21 protein-coding genes and 1 pseudogene are annotated in these 21,181 nt (G+C 59.2%); 12 read left to right on the top strand and 10 right to left on the bottom strand.

The genetic code is table 11. The annotated features are described in order from the left end of the window. Positions 1–26 precede the first annotated feature (26 nt). Together AC1DE4_RS06185 and AC1DE4_RS06180 are read left to right on the top strand one after the other, a co-directional pair. A pseudogene (locus AC1DE4_RS06185) lies at positions 27–1,038 on the top strand (IS30 family transposase). A gap of 157 nt (positions 1,039–1,195) precedes the next feature. Continuing rightward, entirely contained in the window at positions 1,196–1,624 is a 429-nt protein-coding gene (locus AC1DE4_RS06180; RefSeq protein ID WP_477880482.1) for a DUF4864 domain-containing protein, read from the top strand. A gap of 47 nt (positions 1,625–1,671) precedes the next feature. Here AC1DE4_RS06180 and AC1DE4_RS06175 read toward each other — a convergent pair whose 3' ends face one another. Both AC1DE4_RS06175 and AC1DE4_RS06170 read right to left on the bottom strand, forming a co-directional pair. Continuing rightward, on the bottom strand, positions 1,672–2,211 hold the full coding sequence (locus AC1DE4_RS06175; protein WP_018855054.1) for a rhodanese-like domain-containing protein: 540 nt from the start codon (positions 2,209–2,211) through the stop codon (positions 1,672–1,674). Between the two features lie 3 nt (positions 2,212–2,214). Further along, positions 2,215–2,520 (bottom strand): ArsR/SmtB family transcription factor, encoded by a 306-nt coding sequence (locus AC1DE4_RS06170; RefSeq protein WP_018855053.1) that lies wholly within the window; start codon positions 2,518–2,520, stop codon positions 2,215–2,217. 78 nt (positions 2,521–2,598) lie between these two features. On the opposite strand from AC1DE4_RS06170, the gene AC1DE4_RS06165 reads away from it, so the two are divergent. Continuing rightward, a complete protein-coding gene (locus AC1DE4_RS06165; protein ID WP_026371502.1) occupies positions 2,599–2,943 on the top strand; it encodes a carboxymuconolactone decarboxylase family protein in 345 nt (114 codons plus the stop codon). A 6-nt stretch (positions 2,944–2,949) separates the two neighbouring features. On the opposite strand, the gene tgt is transcribed toward AC1DE4_RS06165, so the two are convergent. From tgt to coaD, 5 genes are all read right to left on the bottom strand, one after another. Next, complete coding sequence (tgt, locus tag AC1DE4_RS06160; RefSeq protein ID WP_113470403.1) at positions 2,950–4,080, bottom strand: tRNA guanosine(34) transglycosylase Tgt; 1,131 nt, start codon at positions 4,078–4,080, stop codon at positions 2,950–2,952. Next, the gene (queA, locus tag AC1DE4_RS06155; RefSeq protein ID WP_477880479.1) at positions 4,081–5,163 is read right to left on the bottom strand and encodes a tRNA preQ1(34) S-adenosylmethionine ribosyltransferase-isomerase QueA; all 1,083 of its coding nucleotides are present in this window, start codon (positions 5,161–5,163) and stop codon (positions 4,081–4,083) included. It lies immediately after the preceding gene. A gap of 71 nt (positions 5,164–5,234) precedes the next feature. After that, positions 5,235–5,744, bottom strand: coding sequence for a peptidylprolyl isomerase (locus tag AC1DE4_RS06150; protein WP_018855049.1), 510 nt, complete (start codon positions 5,742–5,744; stop codon positions 5,235–5,237). 26 nt (positions 5,745–5,770) lie between these two features. After that, on the bottom strand, positions 5,771–6,340 hold the full coding sequence (locus tag AC1DE4_RS06145) for a peptidylprolyl isomerase (RefSeq protein ID WP_018855048.1): 570 nt from the start codon (positions 6,338–6,340) through the stop codon (positions 5,771–5,773). Positions 6,341–6,368: 28 nt separating this feature from the next. Next, positions 6,369–6,863, bottom strand: coding sequence for a pantetheine-phosphate adenylyltransferase (coaD, locus tag AC1DE4_RS06140; protein ID WP_113470405.1), 495 nt, complete (start codon positions 6,861–6,863; stop codon positions 6,369–6,371). A 179-nt stretch (positions 6,864–7,042) separates the two neighbouring features. Here coaD and AC1DE4_RS06135 point away from each other — a divergent pair, with 179 nt between their 5' ends. After that, positions 7,043–7,264 carry a hypothetical protein gene (locus tag AC1DE4_RS06135; RefSeq protein ID WP_018855046.1) on the top strand — a complete coding sequence of 74 codons (222 nt, stop codon included), beginning with the start codon at positions 7,043–7,045 and terminating at the stop codon, positions 7,262–7,264. A gap of 89 nt (positions 7,265–7,353) precedes the next feature. Then, on the top strand, positions 7,354–7,509 hold the full coding sequence (locus tag AC1DE4_RS06130) for a hypothetical protein (RefSeq protein WP_018855045.1): 156 nt from the start codon (positions 7,354–7,356) through the stop codon (positions 7,507–7,509). Between the two features lie 694 nt (positions 7,510–8,203). Here the strand turns inward: AC1DE4_RS06130 and gyrA are convergent. After that, positions 8,204–10,987 carry a DNA gyrase subunit A gene (gene gyrA / locus AC1DE4_RS06125; RefSeq protein WP_082728554.1) on the bottom strand — a complete coding sequence of 928 codons (2,784 nt, stop codon included), beginning with the start codon at positions 10,985–10,987 and terminating at the stop codon, positions 8,204–8,206. Positions 10,988–11,213: 226 nt separating this feature from the next. On the opposite strand from gyrA, the gene AC1DE4_RS06120 reads away from it, so the two are divergent. Next, complete coding sequence (locus tag AC1DE4_RS06120; protein WP_018855040.1) at positions 11,214–11,855, top strand: MarC family protein; 642 nt, start codon at positions 11,214–11,216, stop codon at positions 11,853–11,855. Positions 11,856–11,983: 128 nt separating this feature from the next. Here the strand turns inward: AC1DE4_RS06120 and AC1DE4_RS06115 are convergent, their stop codons facing one another. Next, positions 11,984–12,523 carry a single-stranded DNA-binding protein gene (locus AC1DE4_RS06115; protein ID WP_018855039.1) on the bottom strand — a complete coding sequence of 180 codons (540 nt, stop codon included), beginning with the start codon at positions 12,521–12,523 and terminating at the stop codon, positions 11,984–11,986. 249 nt (positions 12,524–12,772) lie between these two features. On the opposite strand from AC1DE4_RS06115, the gene uvrA reads away from it, so the two are divergent. From uvrA to AC1DE4_RS06100, 3 genes are read left to right on the top strand one after another with little or no spacing between them, the layout of a single operon-like run. Beyond that, on the top strand, positions 12,773–15,697 hold the full coding sequence (gene uvrA / locus AC1DE4_RS06110; RefSeq protein ID WP_113470455.1) for an excinuclease ABC subunit UvrA: 2,925 nt from the start codon (positions 12,773–12,775) through the stop codon (positions 15,695–15,697). Continuing rightward, positions 15,694–16,158, top strand: coding sequence for a GNAT family N-acetyltransferase (locus AC1DE4_RS06105; protein WP_477880475.1), 465 nt, complete (start codon positions 15,694–15,696; stop codon positions 16,156–16,158). The genes uvrA and AC1DE4_RS06105 overlap by 4 nt, the downstream gene beginning before the upstream one ends. Before the next feature lie 15 nt (positions 16,159–16,173). Next, positions 16,174–16,980, top strand: a complete 807-nt coding sequence (locus tag AC1DE4_RS06100) for a DUF72 domain-containing protein (RefSeq protein ID WP_477880473.1) — start codon at positions 16,174–16,176, stop codon at positions 16,978–16,980. An 8-nt stretch (positions 16,981–16,988) separates the two neighbouring features. Here the strand turns inward: AC1DE4_RS06100 and AC1DE4_RS06095 are convergent, their stop codons facing one another. Next, positions 16,989–18,461, bottom strand: a complete 1,473-nt coding sequence (locus AC1DE4_RS06095; protein ID WP_477880471.1) for an NAD(P)H-hydrate dehydratase — start codon at positions 18,459–18,461, stop codon at positions 16,989–16,991. Positions 18,462–18,803: 342 nt separating this feature from the next. On the opposite strand from AC1DE4_RS06095, the gene AC1DE4_RS06090 reads away from it, so the two are divergent. The 3 genes from AC1DE4_RS06090 (at position 18,804) to hspQ (ending at position 21,092) form a co-directional block, all read left to right on the top strand. Then, positions 18,804–19,142: a P-II family nitrogen regulator gene (locus AC1DE4_RS06090; RefSeq protein WP_003539626.1), complete on the top strand. Its 339-nt coding sequence runs from the start codon at positions 18,804–18,806 to the stop codon at positions 19,140–19,142. A 57-nt stretch (positions 19,143–19,199) separates the two neighbouring features. After that, positions 19,200–20,609: a type I glutamate--ammonia ligase gene (gene glnA / locus AC1DE4_RS06085; RefSeq protein WP_477880469.1), complete on the top strand. Its 1,410-nt coding sequence runs from the start codon at positions 19,200–19,202 to the stop codon at positions 20,607–20,609. A 153-nt stretch (positions 20,610–20,762) separates the two neighbouring features. After that, on the top strand, positions 20,763–21,092 hold the full coding sequence (gene hspQ / locus AC1DE4_RS06080; RefSeq protein WP_025660985.1) for a heat shock protein HspQ: 330 nt from the start codon (positions 20,763–20,765) through the stop codon (positions 21,090–21,092). Positions 21,093–21,181: the final 89 nt, after the last annotated feature.

Here is a 21,181-nt window from a genome sequence, read left to right as displayed (position 1 = left end):
GGGTTATCAATTGCAAGGACGATGCAATGAAGCGCACCTACTCTCAGATTGGATTGGACGAACGCCGTAAGATTGCCCGTTGGAGGTTGGCTGGGCTCAGTATTGACGCCATTGCAGAGAAGCTCGGAAGGCATCGTTCGACGATCTTTCGCGAAGTCCGGCGCAACATATTCGTCGACAAGGAAGTTCCTGATCTCAGCGGCTACTACTGCGTGACCGCGCATCAGATGGCCTGTGATCGCCGGTTAAAGCTGCGCAAGCTCGCGCGCTTCTCGCATGTCCGGCAATCGGTGATCGAGCGGATCGTAGACGGCTGGTCACCGCAGCAGATTGCCGGTCGGATGCGCCTGGAGCACCATCCGATCTCGGTGAGCCACGAGACGATCTACAAATTCGCATACTCGGCCGACGGCCAGGCGATCAAGCTGTGGCGACATCTGCCGGAGCGTCGTGCCAGGCGCAGGCCAAGACATGCCAGACGCAAGCACGGTCAACGCTTTAGCTCGGATCTGAACATTTTGCGTCGTCCCGACACTGTCGCTGACCGCAAAACAGTTTGGGCACTGGGAATGTGATCTTATCCAGTTCCGCAAGAAGTTTGGAAAGGCCAACGTCACGTCGCTCGTCGAGCGCGTTAGCCGATTTGCGATCTTCCTGCGTAACAACGACCGTCAGTCACGTCCGGTCATGGACGGCCTCATACAGGCCCTCAAGGCCCTACCCCATCTAGCCCGTCGCTCGATCACCTTCGACCGTGGCACGGAGTTTACGGATTGGCCGTATCTTCAGGCGAGCATCGGCACCCAAACCTGGTTCTGCGACCCGCAATCGCCGTGGCAGAAAGGCACCGTCGAGAATACCAATGGCCGCGTCCGGAAATGGCTTTCGAGAGAGGTCGATCCATTATCGGTCACAGATGCCGATCTGATCGAGATCTGCAACCGGCTTAACGCAACACCCCGCAAATGCCTTGGCTATCGAACCCCGGCCGAAGTCTTCCGAAAGAAACTGCTCGCGCAGATCAGACATGCCGGCTAGCTTGATGAGCCACAAAAGTCGCGGTTCAGCATGAACTCACAATCTCCCGTAAGGAATAGCGCACGAAGGACGCCTACCAACACCCCGCCTGCTGATCTATGCTCTTTCCTTGTGCGTAGACTGCCCTAGAATTCCTAGGACAGCCGGAGCCGTTGCCATGCGCGCCTTTCTCGCAGTTTTCATTCTGTGTGCCGCGTCCTTCGTTTTGTTTGCGACCGCTCAAGCCGAAGATCCGATCGACGCGACGCGAGCGATGATCGAGGCGCAGATCAAGGCGTTCCTGAACGACGACGTCGACACGGCCTATTCCTTCGCCGCACCCGGGATCAAGGCGATCTACCCCGACAAGAACGTCTTCTTCGCCATGGTCAAGAAAAGCTACGAGCCGGTTTACCACCCTGGCAATTATGCCTTTGGGCGCAGCCGCTCGATCGACAATGGCGCGATGATCCATCACGAGGTGCTGATATCAGGCCGTGACGGCAAGGATTGGACTGCCGTCTACCAGCTGGCGCGTCAGCCTGACGGAAACTACAAGATCAACGGTGTGCAGATCGTGCCAAATACCGAAAGCAAAGGCATCTAAAGAAATGCCGCGGAAAGCCTCTCGCGATTTTTCGTTTGGAATTCAGATCAGGCTGGCTGGTTCCAAGGCATCAGGTTGAGCAGCTTCGCCATCCCGCACCAGCCGGATATGCCGGCAAAGGCAAGCGCCGCGCCAAACAGGCCGGCAACGACGAAGCCAGCTGGGCTGATGAAGAAGCCGGCAAGCACCGACAGCAGCACGAGGAAGCCGACGACGATCTGGACCTGACGGAAGATCGTTAGGCGCGGGGCGGCTGTGCCGACCACCGGCAGGCCTTCCGCTTTCCAAGCAGTGATGCCGCCCTCAAGATTGAAGACCGGATACTCGCTTCCCTCCTGGGCTACCAGCCGCTCGCAGGCTTGCTGGCCGCGACCGCCCTTCAGGCACTGGAATACGACTTTGCGTCCGGCCGGGACGGAAAGGACTCGGGTGAGGTTTCCGACCTCGGACAGAGGCAGGGAAAGGGCCGAAGCGATATGCTCGCTGCGGAACTCCTCCGGCTCGCGGACGTCGATAAGGACCGCCTCGCCCGCACCTATCCACTCTTTCGCCTGGCGCGGTGTCACCACCTTCATCGACTGCGTCATTGCTCAAACCTTCCTGCAGAAGCGGTTGTAGAGAATTTCCATGATCTCCAGAGCCGCCGGATCGTTTATAAAATAATAGAGCGTACGGTGGTCCCGCCGGAAATCGACGAGGCCTTCCTTCTTCAATTTCGCCAGATGCTGCGACATTGAGGTCTGGCCGATGCCTGTCTCCTCGACCAGCGTACCAACGCTCTTCTCGCCGGCGGCAAGAAGACAGAGGATCAGCAGCCTGTGCGGGCTTGCAAGTCCACTCAGGAACTCCGCAGCCCCTTCCGCCTTGCCGCTCATCTCCAGCGTGAAGTCCGTCATCGGCGCCTCTTTACATTTCGTATTTTATTGATATCACATTTTTACGAAATGAAAAGCAAGAAATACGGAAACAGAATGATGAGCAAGGATTACAAGCAGATCACCCGTGATATCGCCGCCTATACCGGAGAACTGAGAAAGCTGGCGCCGGAGGCCATGCAAGGCTTCTACGCACTAGCGAAAGGCGCAAGCGCCGATGGCGCCCTCGACAAGAAGACGAAGGAACTGATCGCGTTGGCGATCGGCGTCACTCAGCGCTGCGACGGCTGCATCGGCTTTCACGCCAAGGCATTGAAAGAACTCGGCGCCACTCGTGAAGAGGTCGCCGAGGTCATGGCGATGAGTGTTTATATGGGCGGTGGCCCAGCGTTGATGTATGCCGCAGACGCGCTGCGCGCCTATGACCAGTTTGCCGAAGCTTAAGGCGGCTCAGACTGGATCGAGATCGCCCCTCGCCCATTCCTCCATGGTCTCGGCCATGAAATCGGCGAAACGGCCTTCGGCGATTGACTTGCGGATGCCCTGCATCAGCTCCTGGTAATAGGCGAGATTGTGCCAGGAGAGCAGCATGCCGCCGAGGGCCTCATTGGCACGCACGAGGTGGTGCAGGTAGGCACGGGAGTAGTCGCGCGATGCCGGGCAGTTCGATTGTTCGTCGAGCGGCCGCATATCCTCTGCGTGACGGGCATTGCGGATGTTGACCTTGCCGCGACGTGTAAAGGCAAGCCCGTGACGGCCAGAGCGGGTCGGCATCACGCAGTCGAACATGTCGATGCCGCGAGCGACGGACTTCAGGATATCGTCAGGCGTACCGACGCCCATGAGATAGCGCGGCTTCTCCGTTGGCAATACCGGAAGGGTCTCCTCGAGCATCTTCAGCATGACCTCCTGCGGCTCGCCAACGGCGAGACCGCCGACCGCGTAGCCCTTGAGATCGAGATCGGTCAGTGCCGCGGCCGACCGGACGCGCAGCGCGGGTACATCCCCGCCCTGCACGATGCCGAACATGGCTTTACCCGGCTGGTTGCCGAAGGCGACCTTGCAACGCTCCGCCCAGCGCAGCGACAGCTCCATGGCGCGCTCGATTTCCCGCGGTTCCGCCGGCAGCGCCACGCACTCGTCAAGCTGCATCTGGATGTCGGAATCGAGCAGTCCCTGGATCTCGATCGAGCGCTCCGGCGACATGTGATGCAGGCTGCCGTCGACATGCGACTTGAAGGTTACGCCCTGCTCATCGAGCTTGCGGAGACCCGAGAGCGACATCACCTGGAACCCGCCGGAATCGGTCAGGATCGGATGCTCCCAGCGGATCAGCTTGTGCAGACCACCGAGCCGGGCCACGCGTTCCGCTGTAGGGCGCAGCATGAGATGATAGGTGTTGCCGAGGATGATGTCGGCGCCCGTGTCGCGAACCTGGTCGAGATACACGGCCTTAACGGTACCGACGGTGCCGACGGGCATGAAGGCCGGCGTGCGGATCGTGCCCCGCGGCATCGAGACCTCGCCCAGGCGAGCACCGGCGTCAGTCTTCTTGAGGGTGAACTGAAAGTTCTCGGTCATTTAGTCTTTCCGGAAAAGAAGGCTGGAATCGCCATAGGAATAGAAGCGGTAGCCCGTCGAAATCGCGTGCTGATAGGCTGCATGCATGGTCTCGAAGCCGGCAAAGGCCGAAACGAGCATGAACAGGGTCGATCGGGGCAAATGGAAGTTCGTCATCAGCATGTCAACCGCCTTGAAGCGGTAGCCTGGCGTGATGAAGATACCCGTGGCACCGGCCCAGGCCCGGATCTCGCCATTGTCCTGCGCAGCACTTTCGATCAGCCGTAGCGAAGTCGTGCCCACACAGATGATGCGCCCGCCCCTCGCCTTCACGGCATTGAGGCTCGCAGCCGTTTCGGCGCTGACATAGCCGCTTTCGAGATGCATCTTGTGGTCGTCGGTATCGTCCGCTTTGACTGGCAAGAAGGTGCCGGCGCCGACATGTAGCGTCACGAAATGGCGCTCGACCCCAGCCTTGTCGATCGCGTCGAAAAGCGCGGGCGTGAAGTGAAGTCCGGCCGTGGGAGCGGCGACGGCGCCTTCCTCGCGCGCATAGATGGTCTGGTAGTCGGCGCGGTCGCGTTCATCCTCGGCGCGTTTGGCGGCGATGTAGGGTGGCAGCGGAATATGTCCGACGGAATGGATGGCCTCGTCGAGCATCGGCCCAGACAGGTCGAAGGCAAGGGTGACTTCGCCGCCCTCGCCTTTTTCCTCGACCGTGCATTCGAGCTTGCCGAGCAGGCAGCTGGTGCCGTCATGGCCAAATGAGATGCGATCACCGATCTTGATGCGCTTACCGGGCTTGGCAAAAGCCTTCCAGCGGCTGGAGCCGGTGCGCATATGCAGCGTTGCCGAAACCTGCTGACCGCCGGCGCCCTCACGATAACGGATGCCCTCGAGCCGCGCCGGGATCACCTTGGTGTCGTTGAAGACGAGCGCGTCCCCTGCCCTTAGAAAGCTGAGCAAATCGCTAACCCGATAGTCCGACAGCTGCACTTCGCCCGCCGGGTCGACGACGAGCAGGCGCGCGCTATCGCGCGGCTCGGCGGGCCGCAGGGCGATCCGTTCATCCGGCAGGTCGAAATCAAAGAGGTCTACGCGCATCACTCAAATCCAGGCAAAGCGAAACCCGCCCCACGCTTTCGCGCAAGGGCGGGTTTCAGCAAAAATCACAATCAGACGTCAGCGGCAACCCGCATCGAGACGATCGAGTCCGGATCGACGACCGGCTCGCCCTTCTTGATCTTGTCGACGTTGTCCATGCCTTCGATGACCTGACCCCAGACGGAGTACTGCTTGTTCAGCCAAGGAGCATCGGTGAAGCAAATGAAGAACTGCGAATTGGCAGAGTTCGGGTTCTGGGAGCGGGCCATCGAGCACGTGCCTCTGACGTGGCTGACCGCCGAGAACTCAGCCTTGAGGTCGGGCTTCTCGGAACCGCCCATGCCCGCGCGGCTCGGGTTGAAGCTCTCGCCGCCCTTCTTGCCGAACTTCACGTCGCCGGTCTGCGCCATGAAATCGTTGATGACGCGATGGAAGACAACGTTGTCATAGGCCTTCTCGCGAGCGAGTTCCTTGATGCGGGCGACATGTTCCGGCGCTACTTCCGGCAGCAACTGGATGACAACCTTACCCTTGGTGGTTTCCAGGATGATGGTGTTTTCGGGATCCTTGATCTCGGCCATTCTTCTTCTCCTACTTGTCTTGAAACTTACTTGCTGCCGACGGTGACCTTGATCATCCGGTCGGGATTGCTGACTTCGCCGTTCTGGCCCTCGCCGCGCTTGATCTTGTCGACATTCTCCATGCCGGAGACGACCTTGCCAACAACCGTGTACTGGCCGTTGAGGAAGGAGCCATCAGCAAACATGATAAAGAACTGGGAGTTCGCCGAGTTCGGGTCCTGCGAGCGGGCCATACCGACAGTACCGCGCACGAAAGGCGTCTTCGAGAATTCGGCCGGCAGGTCAGGCAGGTCGGAGCCACCGGTACCGGCACGGCTCGCATCGAAGCCTTTTTCCATGTTGCCAAACTTCACGTCGCCGGTCTGGGCCATGAAGCCTTCGATGACGCGATGGAAGGCGACGTTGTCATACGCGCCCTTCTTGGCGAGCGCTTCGATCTGCGCGACGTGCTTCGGCGCGACGTCCGGCATAAGCTGGATCACGACCGGACCGTCTTTCAGCTGGATCGTCAGCGTGTTGCCGGACTGCGCGAATGCAGCGCTCGCGAACGAGGCAAGGGAAAGCACGGCTGCAAATGCGAAAGAGAAAAGTTTCATAATGGCTCCGTTGCGGCGAAAAGGTCGCCTAGGATTTGCGCTTGGATTGAAGAGCTTTCAAGACGGCAGCCGGCACAAAGGCGCTGACGTCGCCTCCCATGGCAGCGATTTGCCGGACCAATGTGGCGGTTATGGGCCGCGAGGCCGTTCCGGCTGGCAGAAAGATCGTTTGAATGTCGGGCGCCATCTGGCGGTTCATCCCGGCCATCTGCATTTCATAGTCGAGATCGGTGCCGTCCCTGAGGCCGCGGATTAGTAGGGTCGCGCTATGGGATCGCGCCGCGTCGACGACGAGATTGTCGAATGCAACGACTGAGATGTCGCCGGTCTTTTCAGGCATTGCTTCCGCGAGCGACTGGCGAATGAGATTCGCCCTCTCATCGAAGGAAAAGAGCGGTGCCTTGCCGGGATGAACGCCGATCGCGACGATAACCTTGGACGCAACGCTCAGCGCCTGGACAAGAACATCCAGATGTCCGTTGGTGATCGGGTCGAACGACCCCGGATAAAAAGCTATCGTCATTGGCCTAGCCATTTGTTTCGACGCCCTTTTGTCATGGATGACGGTTGCCCGCAAGTCATTTGCCCATCGCTGAACGGCGGATGAATGCAGCATTCAAGGCGGCTTCAGACCGGCTCGCTATAGTTGAGACCGTCAACACCCGATGTCATTCCGGCATCGGTCAGCCCCGGAAAACGCCCATGCTGATCATCCTTGTTGTATTCGCTGTCATCGTGTCGCTGCTTGCCGAATTTTTCTACGGCTACGTGCGGGAAATGCAGGATGCAAGTTGGGTGCGGCCAAGCGTACGGGAACATTATGCAATCGTGCGTAAAACAGGAAATGTGGCGTTTAAACCGATTAAGGATTCTGAATGCCAGATGAACGGCGCATTCAAGGTCGCTTCAGAACGGCCTTGCTAAACGACCAGTCAATATCCCTGGAACCATTTTCGCACGCATGCGTTCACTCAACCAGCGTAACGCGATACGCGCCGCACAAGGAAGAAGATATGCCCAATAAAATTACCATGATTAATGCTGTCTGGATGGTAATGATGACTGGTATGCTTGCAGCGACTGTCGCGCTTTACGATCACAAAGTGGATGCGTCCAAGGTATATGGCCCTTATGCGTCGGCTCGTGCGGCGGTAATGAGCCAGTACTAAGGGACGTGAACGCAAAGCCCAGGAGGATTGCTCATGTTCACGATACTAGCTGTGCTCACCGCCCTTATCAGCATAATGTTTATCGTGTCCGTGGCTTCCACCATCTCTGCACTTCGCCATGAAAGCGAAGAACTGAAGAAGACCGATGGAAAACACAGTTGGTTCTAGCCGCTGTCGACATCTGGGATTGCATGTTTTCAATCCAAATAGGCCGGATGAACGAGGTTTGTCCGGCCTATTTCGTGCCTAGAGATGGCGTTCTCTCGCGCATAGCTTAACGTCGCTTCTAGCAGAGCCTTGGCATAGCCGCCGCCCATTTCACTTCGACGCACATAGACCATTGATGAGCGTTGGCCGATGCACCATCTTACTGGCACGCTGGCGGCTCAGCCCCATCATCCCGACGGGCTCACCCTGCTTAAGGGCCACGAGAACAGGCCCGTCGACCAATCGCCTACGCCATTCATCGTCTGAGAGCGCTTCCCAGTCGCCGACGGTGCTGGCAAGGCTGCGGGCTCGGTCCGCAGCGCTTCCAGTCGAATGACTTTGAAGATGGCAACATCGTCAATACCGAGAATCCGGATCGCTCTGCCCTCCATTTCGGCTGCAGCACCGCCAGCCGGTTCCCGCAGTCAAGGTGCCCAAAAAGAAAACCGGGCAGTCGCCCGGTTTTCAAGATCAAACGCTTAGAACATCACGCTTCCGTGTCAGGCTCACCTTCCGGAACCGAGGCAATGTCGTCGCCATTCTCGGCAACGTCTTCAGCCTCCTCCTCGGGCTCGCTAATGCGCTCGACGGATACGACCTTTTCATCCTTGGCAGTCGAGAAGATGGTGACGCCCTTCGTTGCTCGGCTCGCGATACGGATGCCGCCCACCGGAACGCGGATGAGCTGGCCGCCATCGGATACGAGCATGATCTGGTCGCCTTCGTTGACCGGGAAAGCGGCCACGAGTTCGCCGATCTCCCCCGTCTTCGACGTATCGGTGGCGCGAATGCCCTTGCCGCCACGGCCGGAAATGCGGAAGTCGTAGGAGGAGGATCGCTTGCCGAAGCCCTTCTCGGAAACCGTCAGGACGTACTGCTCGCGCGCCTTCAGTTCCTCATAGCGCTCGTCGCTCAGTTGACCTTCCTCGGTCACTTCCTCGCCAACCAGCGAGATTTCCTCGGCGTCACCCGTCGCGAGGCGGCGTTCGCTCGCGGCCCGCTTCAGGTAGGCTGCGCGTTCCCAAGGTTCGGCATCGACATGTCCAACAATCGTCATCGAGATGATGCGGTCGCCGTCACCGAGGTTGATGCCGCGAACGCCGATGGAGTTGCGGCCAGCAAAGACGCGGACGTCATCGACGGGGAAGCGAATGCACTGACCGAGCGCAGTGGTCAGAAGCACATCGTCATGCTCGGTGCAGGTCTCGACTGAGAGGATTTCGTCGCCTTCTTCCTCGAGCTTCATCGCGATCTTGCCGTTGCGGTTGACCTGAACGAAGTCGGAAAGCTTGTTGCGGCGAACTGTCCCGCGCGTCGTCGAGAACATGACGTCGAGCTTATCCCAGCTGTCCTCATCCTCCGGCAACGGCAGGATCGTGGTGATGCGTTCGCCGGGCTCCAGTGGCAGCATGTTGATGAGCGCCTTGCCGCGCGCAGTCGGCGTGCCGATCGGCAGGCGATAGACCTTTTCCTTGTAAACGATACCGCGCGAGGAGAAGAACAGAACCGGCGTATGCGTGTTGAGAACGAATAGCTGGCTAACAAAATCCTCGTCGCGCGTCGTCATGCCGGAGCGGCCCTTGCCGCCACGGCGCTGGGCGCGATAGGTCGTCAGCGGCACGCGCTTGATGTAGCCGAGATGGGAGACCGTCACGACCATGTCTTCGCGGGCGATGAGATCCTCATCGTCCATTTCAAGGCCGCCGTCCATGATCTCGGTGCGGCGCGGCGTGCCGAATTCGTCGCGAACGGCTGCAAGCTCTTCTTTGACGATCGTCTGGATGCGAACCCGCGACGACAGGATTTCAAGGTAATCCTTAATCTCTTCGCCTATCTTGTTGAGTTCGTCACCGATTTCGTCACGGCCGAGTGCGGTCAGACGGGCCAGACGCAGTTCGAGGATGGCGCGCGCCTGCTCTTCCGAGAGGTTGTATGTCAGGTCCTCATTGATGCGGTGACGCGGATCGTCGATCAGGCGGATCAGGCTTTCGACATCGGCGGCCGGCCAGCGGCGCGTCATCAACTGCTCGCGTGCGGTCTGCGGATCCGGCGCCTGCCGGATCGTGCGGATGATCTCGTCAATATTGGCGACAGCGATCGCCAGGCCGACCAAGACGTGAGCGCGCTCGCGGGCCTTGCGGAGAAGAAATTTCGTTCTCCGGCTAACGACTTCCTCACGGAAGGAAACGAAGGCGCGCAACATATCGAGTAGCGTCAGCTGTTCCGGCTTGCCGCCGTTCAGCGCCACCATGTTGCAGCCAAAGGAGGTTTGCAGCGGCGTGTAGCGGTAGAGCTGGTTCAGGATGACATCGGCATTCGCATCGCGCTTCAACTCGACGACGACGCGATAGCCCTGACGGTCGGATTCATCGCGTAGGTCGGAGATCCCTTCGATACGCTTGTCGCGCACCAGTTCGGCCATCTTCTCGATCATCGTCGACTTGTTCACCTGATACGGGATCTCGGTGATGATGATCTGTTCGCGATCGCCACGCATCGGCTCGATGGTGGCAACGCCGCGCATGATCACCGAGCCGCGACCGGTCTCGTAGGCCGAGCGAATGCCGGCGCGACCAAGGATCTTGGCGCCGGTCGGGAAGTCCGGACCCGGAATAATCTGCATGATGTCAGGCAGTTCGATCGCCGGGTTGTCGATCAGCGCAATGCAGCCGTCGATGACTTCGGACAGATTGTGCGGCGGAATATTCGTCGCCATACCCACGGCGATGCCGCCTGCCCCGTTCACTAGGAGGTTCGGGAACTTTGCGGGAACAACGACGGGCTCGGACAGCGTGCCGTCATAGTTATCGCGGAAGTCGACCGTTTCCTTGTCGAGATCGTCGAGCAGCGAATGCGCGGCCTTCTGCAGGCGGCACTCTGTGTAGCGTTCGGCCGCCGGCGGATCGCCGTCGACGGAGCCGAAGTTGCCCTGGCCGTCGATCAGCGGAAGGCGGAGCGACCAGTCCTGCGCCATACGCGCTAGCGCGTCGTAGATCGCTGCGTTGCCGTGCGGATGGTATTTACCCATCACATCCCCGGTAACGCGGGCGCATTTGACGTATTTCTTGTTCCAGTCGATGCCGAGTTCGGACATGCCGTAAAGGATGCGCCGGTGCACGGGCTTCAGGCCGTCGCGGACATCAGGCAGGGCGCGGCTGACGATAACGCTCATGGCGTAATCGAGATACGACCGCTGCATTTCCTCCATGATGGAGATGGGCTCGATGCCTGGCGGGAGCTTCCCGCCGCCGGGGGGTGTTTGCTCAGTCAAAACAGATCACGATCTCTTCTAGAATCACTTGAAGATTTATAGCGGAAAGCCTGTTCCTACGCTAATTTTGGCACGGGTTTTGAACAGACTTTTGCGGTCTTATGAGGGCAATGGGAGCCTCTGGGACGGTTATTTGCACCGCCCTAATAACACCATTTGCCAAAATGGTCTCTCCGCATCACAATCGCGCAAAAACCAAGTGTTTATATGGGCTCACGGAGAGACAATGGCAAGCGTCGACCAACTGATCAACGCCTTCACGACGCTGCTTGTCACGATCGACCCGCCTGGTCTTGCTCCACTCTTTCTCGGGCTCACGACCGGCATGAGCCGCAGCCAGCGAAAACAGGTGGCACTGCGCGGCTCGATCATCGCCTTTGTCATTCTTGCCGCTTTCGCCCTGTTCGGGGCCAGCGTGCTCGGGGTGCTCGGAATCTCGATCGGCGCCTTCCGCATTGCCGGTGGTCTTCTGTTGTTCTGGATCGCCTTTGAAATGGTATTCGAGAAGCGGCAGGACCGTAAGGAGAAGACGAGCACAGCCGCAATCACCGTCGATCATATCCATAATATCTCGGTCTTTCCGTTGGCGATCCCTCTGATCGCCGGTCCCGGTGCCATTTCGGCGACGATCCTAATTGCCGGATCGATGCAGGCTTCGCTCGAGCGGGCGCAATTGATCATTGTCATCGCATTGAGCCTGCTGCTGCTGTTTCTCTCGCTGCTCATCGCCGAGAGACTTGATCGCTTCCTCGGCGTAACGGGGCGCGCAATTCTGACACGCCTTCTCGGTGTCATCCTGGCGGCGCTTGCCACGCAGTTCGTCGTCGACGGTTTGAGATCTACCCTCATCACGACGCCAGCCGGCTAGGTCAAAAAGCCGGTTACCTGCACGGCTTCCATCGCGGCAAGCTCGGGGGACGTCCAATCCCGGAGATTGAAAAGCAGACGGCGCACCTTGCGGCGCGCCGTCCAACTTATGCCACGAATACTCTGCGATCAAAACGGGATATCGTCGTCGAGATCGCGCGAGAAGTTTCCACCGCCGCCGCCACCGCTGCTGCGGCCAGATGATTGCGACGGCGCGCCGTAATCGTCGCCGTAGCCACCGCCGCCACCGAAATCGTTGCCGCCGGCATTACTGCCGCGACCACCGCCGAAGCCGGAGCTTGCGCCGCCACCCTCGCCGCGACCGTCCAGCATCGTCAGCGTCGAGCCGAAGCCCTGCAGAACGACTTCCGTCGAATAGCGGTCCTGGCCGTTCTGGTCTTGCCACTTACGCGTCTGCAGCGCGCCTTCGATGTAGAGCTTGGCGCCCTTCTTCACATACTGCTCGACGACCTTGCAGAGGCCTTCGTTGAAGACTACGACCGTATGCCATTCCGTCTTTTCGCGGCGTTCGCCGGAGGTGCGATCACGCCAGGTCTCGGACGTCGCGATGCGAAGGTTGGCGATCGGCCGGCCATCCTGGGTCCGCCGGATTTCGGGGTCAGCGCCCACGTTCCCGATCAGAATTACCTTGTTTACGCTGCCAGCCATACTTTCACCTTACCTGCCGCCCTGCCCGGCGGCGCTTGAAACAATCGGTGCACCTTAAACCATAGAGCGCCGGCGATGGGTGTCCATCGCCGGTTCATCCACAAGGAATTTTGTTCTTTATTTGTTCTAGTTTATCCCTATGATCCTGTCAACCGAATCGAAAACCTTGCAGCAGACGGACATTCAGCCTCGACTCGCCAGCCGGCATCACTAAATAAGGGGCTTGTTCCAGCACAGAAGCAGAAGACGATGAGCGAACTGAAGACGATTTCCATCCGCGGCGCGCGCGAGCACAATTTGAAGGGCATCGATCTCGATCTGCCGCGAAACAAACTCATCGTCATGACCGGCCTTTCGGGATCCGGCAAGTCGTCGCTTGCCTTTGACACGATCTATGCCGAAGGACAGCGACGCTATGTCGAAAGCCTTTCGGCCTATGCGCGCCAGTTCCTTGAAATGATGCAGAAGCCTGACGTCGATCAGATCGACGGCCTGTCGCCAGCGATTTCGATCGAGCAAAAGACGACCTCGCGCAACCCACGCTCGACGGTCGGTACGGTGACCGAGATCTATGACTACATGCGCCTGCTCTTTGCCCGCGTCGGCGTACCCTATTCGCCCGCGACCGGGCTGCCGATCGAGAGCCAGACGGTCAGCCAGATGGTCGATCGCGTGCTGGAATTCGCAGAAGGCACGCGTCTCTATATTCTCGCCCCGCTCGTGCGCGGGCGTAAGGGGGAGTACAAGAAGGAACTGGCAGACCTGATGAAAAAGGGTTTCCAGCGCGTCAAGGTCGACGGCCAATTCTACGAGATCGCCGACGTGCCAGCCCTGGACAAGAAGTACAAGCACGATATCGACGTCGTGGTCGACCGTATTGTGGTGCGGCCGGATATGGCGTCGCGCCTTGCCGACAGCTTCGAGACTTCGCTCAAGCTCGCCGATGGCCTCGCCGTTGCGGAATTCGCCGACAAGCCGCTGCCGCCGGAAGAAACTGCCGCCGGCGGCTCCGCCAACAAGTCGCTTAACGAAACGCATGAACGCGTTCTCTTCTCCGAGAAGTTCGCCTGCCCGGTATCGGGCTTCACCATTCCCGAGATCGAGCCGCGGCTTTTTTCCTTCAACAATCCAGCCGGCGCCTGCCCGACCTGCGACGGTCTCGGAGCGCAGCAGAAGATCGACGCCAACCTGATCGTGCCGGAGCCTGAGCGCACGCTGCGCGATGGCGCCATTGCGCCGTGGGCGAAGTCGACCTCTCCCTATTACAATCAGACGCTCGAAGCTCTCGGTAAGCACTATGGCTTCAAGCTCGGCGCCCGTTGGAACGATCTTTCGGACCAGGCGAAGGATGTCATCCTGAATGGTACCGACGAAAAGATCGAGTTCCACTATGCCGATGGCGCGCGGTCCTATACCACGCACAAGAATTTCGAGGGCATCATCACCAATCTCGAGCGTCGCTGGAAGGAGACGGATTCCGCCTGGGCGCGAGAGGAAATCGAGCGCTATATGTCGGCAGCCCCCTGCCCGTCTTGTGGCGGTTTCCGCCTGAAGCCGGAGGCGCTTGCCGTCAAGATCAATACGCTGCATATCGGCCAGGTGACCGACATGTCGATCCGCGTCGCCCGAGACTGGTTCGAGGTCCTGCCGCAGTCGCTGAGCGCCAAGCAGAACGAGATTGCCGTTCGCATTCTCAAGGAGATCCGCGACCGCCTGCGCTTCCTCAATGACGTAGGCCTGGATTATCTCAGCCTGTCGCGAAACTCCGGCACCTTGTCGGGCGGCGAGAGCCAGCGCATCCGGTTGGCGTCGCAGATCGGTTCCGGCTTGACCGGCGTATTGTATGTCCTCGACGAGCCATCGATCGGTTTGCATCAGCGCGACAACGCCCGGCTGCTTGATACGCTGAAGCACCTTCGCGATATCGGCAACACCGTGATCGTGGTCGAGCATGACGAGGACGCGATCTTGACCGCCGACGATGTCGTCGACATCGGTCCCGCCGCCGGCATTCATGGTGGCCAGGTGATCGCCCATGGCACGCCACAGGAGATCATGGCGAACCCTAAGTCGCTGACCGGCAAATATCTGTCCGGTGAACTCGGCGTTCCGGTTCCCGACGAGCGCCGTAAGCCCAAGAAGGGCAAGGAAATCAAGGTCGTCGGCGCCCGCGGCAACAATCTGAAGAATGTCACCGCCTCCATCCCGCTCGGCGTCTTTACGGCGGTCACTGGCGTATCAGGGGGCGGTAAGTCCACGTTCCTGATCGAGACGCTGTATAAATCGGCTGCCCGGCGCGTCATGGGCGCCCGCGAAATCCCGGCTGATCACGATCGCATCGACGGCTTCGAACACATCGACAAGGTCATCGATATCGACCAGTCGCCGATCGGCCGCACGCCGCGTTCCAACCCAGCGACCTACACGGGCGCGTTTACCCCGATCCGTGACTGGTTTGCCGGTCTGCCGGAAGCGAAGGCGCGCGGCTACCAACCGGGACGCTTCTCGTTCAACGTCAAGGGCGGACGCTGCGAAGCCTGCCAAGGCGACGGCGTCATTAAGATCGAGATGCACTTCCTGCCTGATGTGTACGTCACCTGCGACGTCTGCCATGGCAAGCGCTACAACAGGGAGACGCTCGACGTTACGTTCAAGCACAAGTCGATTGCCGACGTGCTCGACATGACCGTCGAGGAAGGCGTCGATTTCTTCGCTGCCGTCCCGGCTGTGCGCGACAAGTTGCAGGCCCTGAAGGATGTCGGCCTCGGCTACATCAAGGTCGGACAGCAGGCAAATACGCTGTCCGGTGGCGAGGCGCAGCGCGTCAAGCTGGCAAAGGAACTGTCGAAGCGATCGACGGGCCGCACCCTCTACATCCTCGACGAGCCTACGACCGGCCTGCATTTCCACGACGTCGCCAAGCTCCTGGAGATGCTGCAGGAGCTGGTCAACCAGGGGAATTCGGTCGTCGTCATCGAGCACAATCTCGAAGTCATCAAGACGGCGGACTGGATTCTCGATTTCGGTCCGGAAGGTGGCGATGGCGGTGGGGAGATCGTCGCCGTCGGCACGCCGGAAGCGATCGTCAAGGAGAAGCGGTCCTATACCGGGCAGTTCCTGAAGGAGCTGCTTGAGCGGCGTCCCACACGAAAAACTGTTGTGGCAGCCGAGTGATGCTGAGAGCGGCGTCGCTCGATGACCTGCAGGCGGTCGAGGCGCTGACCGCCGAAGCCTATGCTCCATACCCGCTTCTCCTTGGCCGCCCGCCGATTCCCGTTACCGAAGACTACACACCGCGCATCGGTCGCGGTGAGGTCTGGTTGCGGGAGGTGCAAGGAGAGCTTGCCGGCCTGGCCGTCGTTGAACGGCACCCAGACCATGTGATGCTCTTCAGCATTGCTGTCTCCCCGAAATTTCAGGGCGCCCAGTACGGCCTTGCCATTCTGAGATGGGTGGAAGAGACGACGCGGGAATGGGGGCTTCCGGAAGTTCGTCTCTACACGAATGCTCGCATGAAACGGAATATTGCGCTCTACCGGGCGTTTGGCTTTCAGGAAACGGGTCGCCGCGAGAATCCGCATAGGCCAGGATGGGTGATTGTCGATATGGCAAAGCAAGTCGGCGGACTGAGATAATCAGAGGAGGAAGGAATGACGAAATCCGGCAACATTCGCGTCGGCATCGGCGGCTGGACCTTCGAGGCATGGCGGGACCACTTCTACCCCGGGGATCTGAAGCAGAAGGACGAACTGAACTATGCAAGCCGCAAGCTGAAGGTCATTGAGATCAACGGCACCTATTACAGTTCGCAGAAGCCGGAAACCTTCGCCAAATGGGCGGCGGATGTGCCTGATGGCTTCATCTTTTCGCTCAAGGCCAGCCGTTTTGTCACCAATCGTCGTGTGCTCGCGGAGGCTGGCGAGTCGATGGAGCGCTTTCTCACTCAGGGCCTGACGGAGCTCGGCCCGCACCTGGGCCCAATCCTCTGGCAGTTCGCCCCGACGAAGAAGTTCGATCCGGATGATTTCGAAGCCTTCCTCAAGCTGCTGCCGAACAAGCAGGATGGCTTGCCTCTGAAGCACGTCGTCGAGGTACGCCATGACTCGTTCAAGGTGCCGGAATTCGTGGCGTTGCTTTCGAAATACGGCGTTGCGCCTGTCTGCGCGGAACACTTCGATTACCCGATGATCGCGGATGTAACTGCCGACTTCGTCTATGYGCGCCTTCAGAAAGGTTCGGACGATATCAGGACCTGCTACTCGCCGGGCGACTYGAAAAACTGGGCTACGCGCCTCGAAACCTGGGCGGATGGCAAGGTACCCGGCGATCTGCCTCTCATCGATGGCGATCGCAAGGTTGCAACCGAACCGCGGGATGTCTTTGCCTTCATGATCCATGAAGGCAAGGTCAATGCGCCCTTTGGGGCGATGGCGCTACAGGAAGCGGTGTTGCGATAGGCTTGTCGTCAGAGCGGACGAACCTCAGTCGCCAGCTCTTCCGCGGTCAGTCCTTTGCCAGCGCGCATGCCGGCCTCTCCATGCATGTAGACGCCGGCCGCGGCCGCCTCGAACGCAGGAACGCCCTGGGCCATCAGCGCTCCAATGACGCCTGCGAGAACATCGCCGGAGCCGGCGGTTGCGAGCCAAACCGGTGCGTTGGTGTTGATGCAGGCTCTCCCGTCAGGCGAGGCGATGACGGTATCGGCGCCCTTGTAGACGATGGCGGCATTCGCCCGTGCCGCGGCAGCCTGCGCTTTTTCGACCTTTCCCATGGCTGTGTCAGCGGCGATATCGGGAAACAGCCGGCCGAACTCCCCCTCATGTGGCGTTAGCACCAGCCGCGGCTCGCCGGAGAACTGTGAAAATAGTTCATCCGGGGCATCCTTAAACGACGAAAGCCCGTCTGCGTCGAGCACGAGATGGCGGTCGGAAAGTGCGGCGACGAAGCGCCGCGCCTTGTCACCGACTCCGAAGCCTGGGCCGAGAACGAACGTCTGCAGCCGCTCGTCGTGCAGCCAGTTGCCGAGTGCGGCTTCCTCTTCGATCGGATGCAGCATGATCGCCGTAAGGTGCGCCGCATTCTCTGCGACTGCATCTCCCGGCGCGGCGATTGTCACGAGTCCTGCCCCGGCCTTCAGCCCCGCCATCGCCGACATTCGGGCGGCGCCGGTCTTGCCTGTTTCGCCAGAGAAGACGACGAGGTGACCGCGTTTGTATTTATGTGTTTCCAGTCCGCTTGAAGGCAGCACCTGGCGCCAACATTCCGGCTGGTTCTCGGCGATTTGCAGTTTTTTCTCGGCGCGAACGATACGGGCGGGTATGCCAATGTCGAAGACTTCCAGTTCGCCGCAGAGTTCGCGCCCGGGCATCAGGAGATGGCCGGGTTTCCGCGTCATGAAAGTAACGGTCCGAACGGCCGTAAAGGCCGCCCCTCGGACGGTTCCCGTACGACCGTCCACGCCCGATGGCAGGTCGACGGCAATTACAGGCACCTGCGCCTGCTTCACTCGCTCAATCACGTCAGCGACGCTCTTCGGAACATCGCGGGCAAGGCCAGCACCGAACAAGGCATCGATGATTACGTCGCCATTCCGTGGCTGATACGTCTCAAGCGGCTGTACTGCGTTCGGAAAATTGTCCCTGGCCCGGGCGGCATCGCCCTTGAGCTTCTCCGGTTCGCCCATCTGGAACACGACGACGGCAAAGCCGCTATCAGCTAGCAGGCATGCGGCAACATAGCCGTCGCCGCCGTTGTTGCCCGGCCCACAAAGAACGACGGCGCGAAGAACCGCGGGAAAATCACGCAACAAACTGGCGGCGACGGCGGCACCTGCTCGTTGCATAAGGGCATAGCTATCGATGCCGGACGCGGCGGCTGCCGTATCGACTGCTGTCATTTCTTCCGGCGTGAGGAGTAGATTGGAGATTCCCGCGGTCATCGCCGCATTCAAACAGAAATCGCCTAAATAACAACCTGTCGAATGATCGGCAAAAAGATCGAAAAATGTGCAAACGCACAAAGGTTAGGCGAGTGGCGAGTTTTGTCATCGATTATTAGCGCGGGGGAATATTCCGAAAAATGAGCCGGATTTGCCGCTTGCATGTCGATTTTCGAAGAATTTCAGCCCAAAACCAGTGAGAATCTGCCCGATTATGGGTTCCTGCGCCTGATCTGCGTCAATTTCTGAAAAATCCGCTTCCCAACTGGCACGATAACTGCATCATGACGGAAAGCAGGTCTGAGCCTGCCATTAACGGGAGAAGCGGAGAGTCATTTTCTCATGAAAAAGATCGAAGCGATCATCAAGCCCTTCAAGCTCGACGAAGTGAAGGAAGCCCTTCAGGAAGTTGGCCTGCAGGGTATTACAGTTACGGAAGCGAAGGGCTTCGGTCGCCAGAAAGGCCATACGGAACTCTACCGGGGCGCGGAGTATGTCGTCGATTTCCTGCCGAAGGTGAAGGTGGAGGTTGTCCTCGCGGACGAAAACGCGGAGGCCGTCATTGACGCGATCCGCAAGGCCGCCCAGACCGGCCGCATCGGCGACGGCAAGATTTTCGTCTCCAACGTCGAAGAGGTTATCCGCATCCGTACCGGTGAAACCGGCATCGATGCCATCTAATCTTTATCGCCTTCGGGCGAACCAAAGTATCGTCATCTCAAATAAAGGAACTATTTAATGGCGACCGCAAGCGAAATTCTTAAGCAAATCAAGGAAAACGACGTCAAGTTCGTAGACCTTCGCTTCACCGACCCGAAGGGCAAGCTGCAGCACCTCACGATGGATGTGGTCTGTGTCGACGAGGACATGTTCGCTGACGGCGTCATGTTCGACGGCTCTTCGATCGTCGGTTGGAAGGCCATTAACGAATCCGACATGGTGTTGATGCCAGACCCCGAAACGGTTCACATGGACCCGTTCTTCGCGCAGTCCACCATGGTCATTCTGTGCGATATTCTCGATCCGGTCTCCGGCGAAGCCTACAATCGCGATCCGCGCGGCACCGCCAAGAAGGCTGAAGCCTACCTCAAGGCATCCGGCATCGGCGACACGGTCTTCGTTGGTCCAGAAGCTGAATTCTTCGTCTTCGACGACGTCCGCTACAAGGCAGATCCCTACAACACCAGCTTCAAGCTCGATTCCACGGAACTGCCGTCCAACGACGACACCGAATATGAAACCGGCAACCTCGGCCACCGTCCGCGTGTCAAGGGCGGCTATTTTCCGGTTCCGCCGATCGACAGCTGCCAGGACATGCGTTCGGAAATGCTGACGGTTCTGTCGGAAATGGGCGTGGTCGTCGAAAAGCACCACCACGAAGTGGCGGCTGCCCAGCACGAGCTCGGCATCAAGTTCGACACGCTCGTCCGCAACGCCGACAAGATGCAGATCTACAAGTACGTCGTGCACCAGGTCGCCAACGCTTACGGCAAGACGGCAACCTTCATGCCAAAGCCGATCTTCGGCGACAACGGCTCGGGCATGCACGTGCACCAGTCGATCTGGAAGGGCGGCAAGCCGACCTTCGCCGGCGACGAATACGCAGGCCTGTCCGAAAGCTGCCTCTACTACATCGGCGGCATCATCAAGCACGCAAAGGCGCTGAACGCCTTCACCAACCCGTCGACGAACTCCTACAAGCGTCTCGTTCCGGGCTATGAAGCTCCGGTCCTGCTCGCCTACTCGGCCCGCAACCGTTCGGCATCGTGCCGCATTCCGTTCGGCACCAACCCGAAGGCCAAGCGCGTCGAAGTCCGCTTCCCCGATCCGATGGCAAACCCATACCTCGCTTTTGCCGCCATGCTGATGGCCGGTCTCGATGGCATCAAGAACAAGATCCATCCTGGCAAGGCCATGGACAAGGACCTTTATGACCTGCCGCCGAAGGAACTGAAGAAGATCCCGACGGTCTGCGGCTCGCTGCGCGAAGCGCTGGAAAGCCTCGACAAGGACCGCAAGTTCCTAACCGCCGGCGGTGTATTCGACGACGACCAGATCGATAGCTTCATCGAGGTGAAGATGGCGGAAGTCATGCGCTTCGACATGACGCCGCATCCGGTCGAATACGACATGTACTATTCCTCCTAAGAAGAGAGAAAGCCCCGGTTCGCCGGGGCTTTCGCCTGACCGGATGTCACAGTTATTTGATAGCGGATGTGACACTCATGTGACGAGATCCCGCAAAAATCTTGATTTGAGCGGGCCCAATCACCAAATCAGGTGATGAAAGGAAGTCGTACCATGAAAGAAAGAGTAGCAAAGTTCAGTATCGGTGAAGTGGTTCGGCACAAGGTATTTCCGTTTCGCGGCGTGATCTTCGATGTCGATCCGGAATTCGCGAATACGGAAGAATGGTGGAACTCCATTCCCGCCGAAGTGCGCCCCAGCAAGGATCAACCCTTCTACCATCTGCTGGCCGAGAATGATGAAAACGAATACGTTGCCTACGTATCCGAGCAGAACCTGATCAACGATGAAAGCGGTGTACCGCTCCGTAACGAACAGGTCTATCAGATTTTCGATATGGCACCGACGGGGCAGTTCAAACCCAAGATGAACTTGGCCCACTAACGTCCGCTAATATCATTCAAAACCCCGCTCCTCCCGCGGGGTTTTTCTTTGCTTGGGTCGTGTAACAGAAAACCCGGCGCAAGGCCGGG

The sequence above is a fragment of the Rhizobium sp. 10N414 genome (assembly GCF_056394785.1).
Note: the sequence above shows the minus strand (reverse complement) of the source record. Positions and strands in the feature narration are given on the sequence as shown.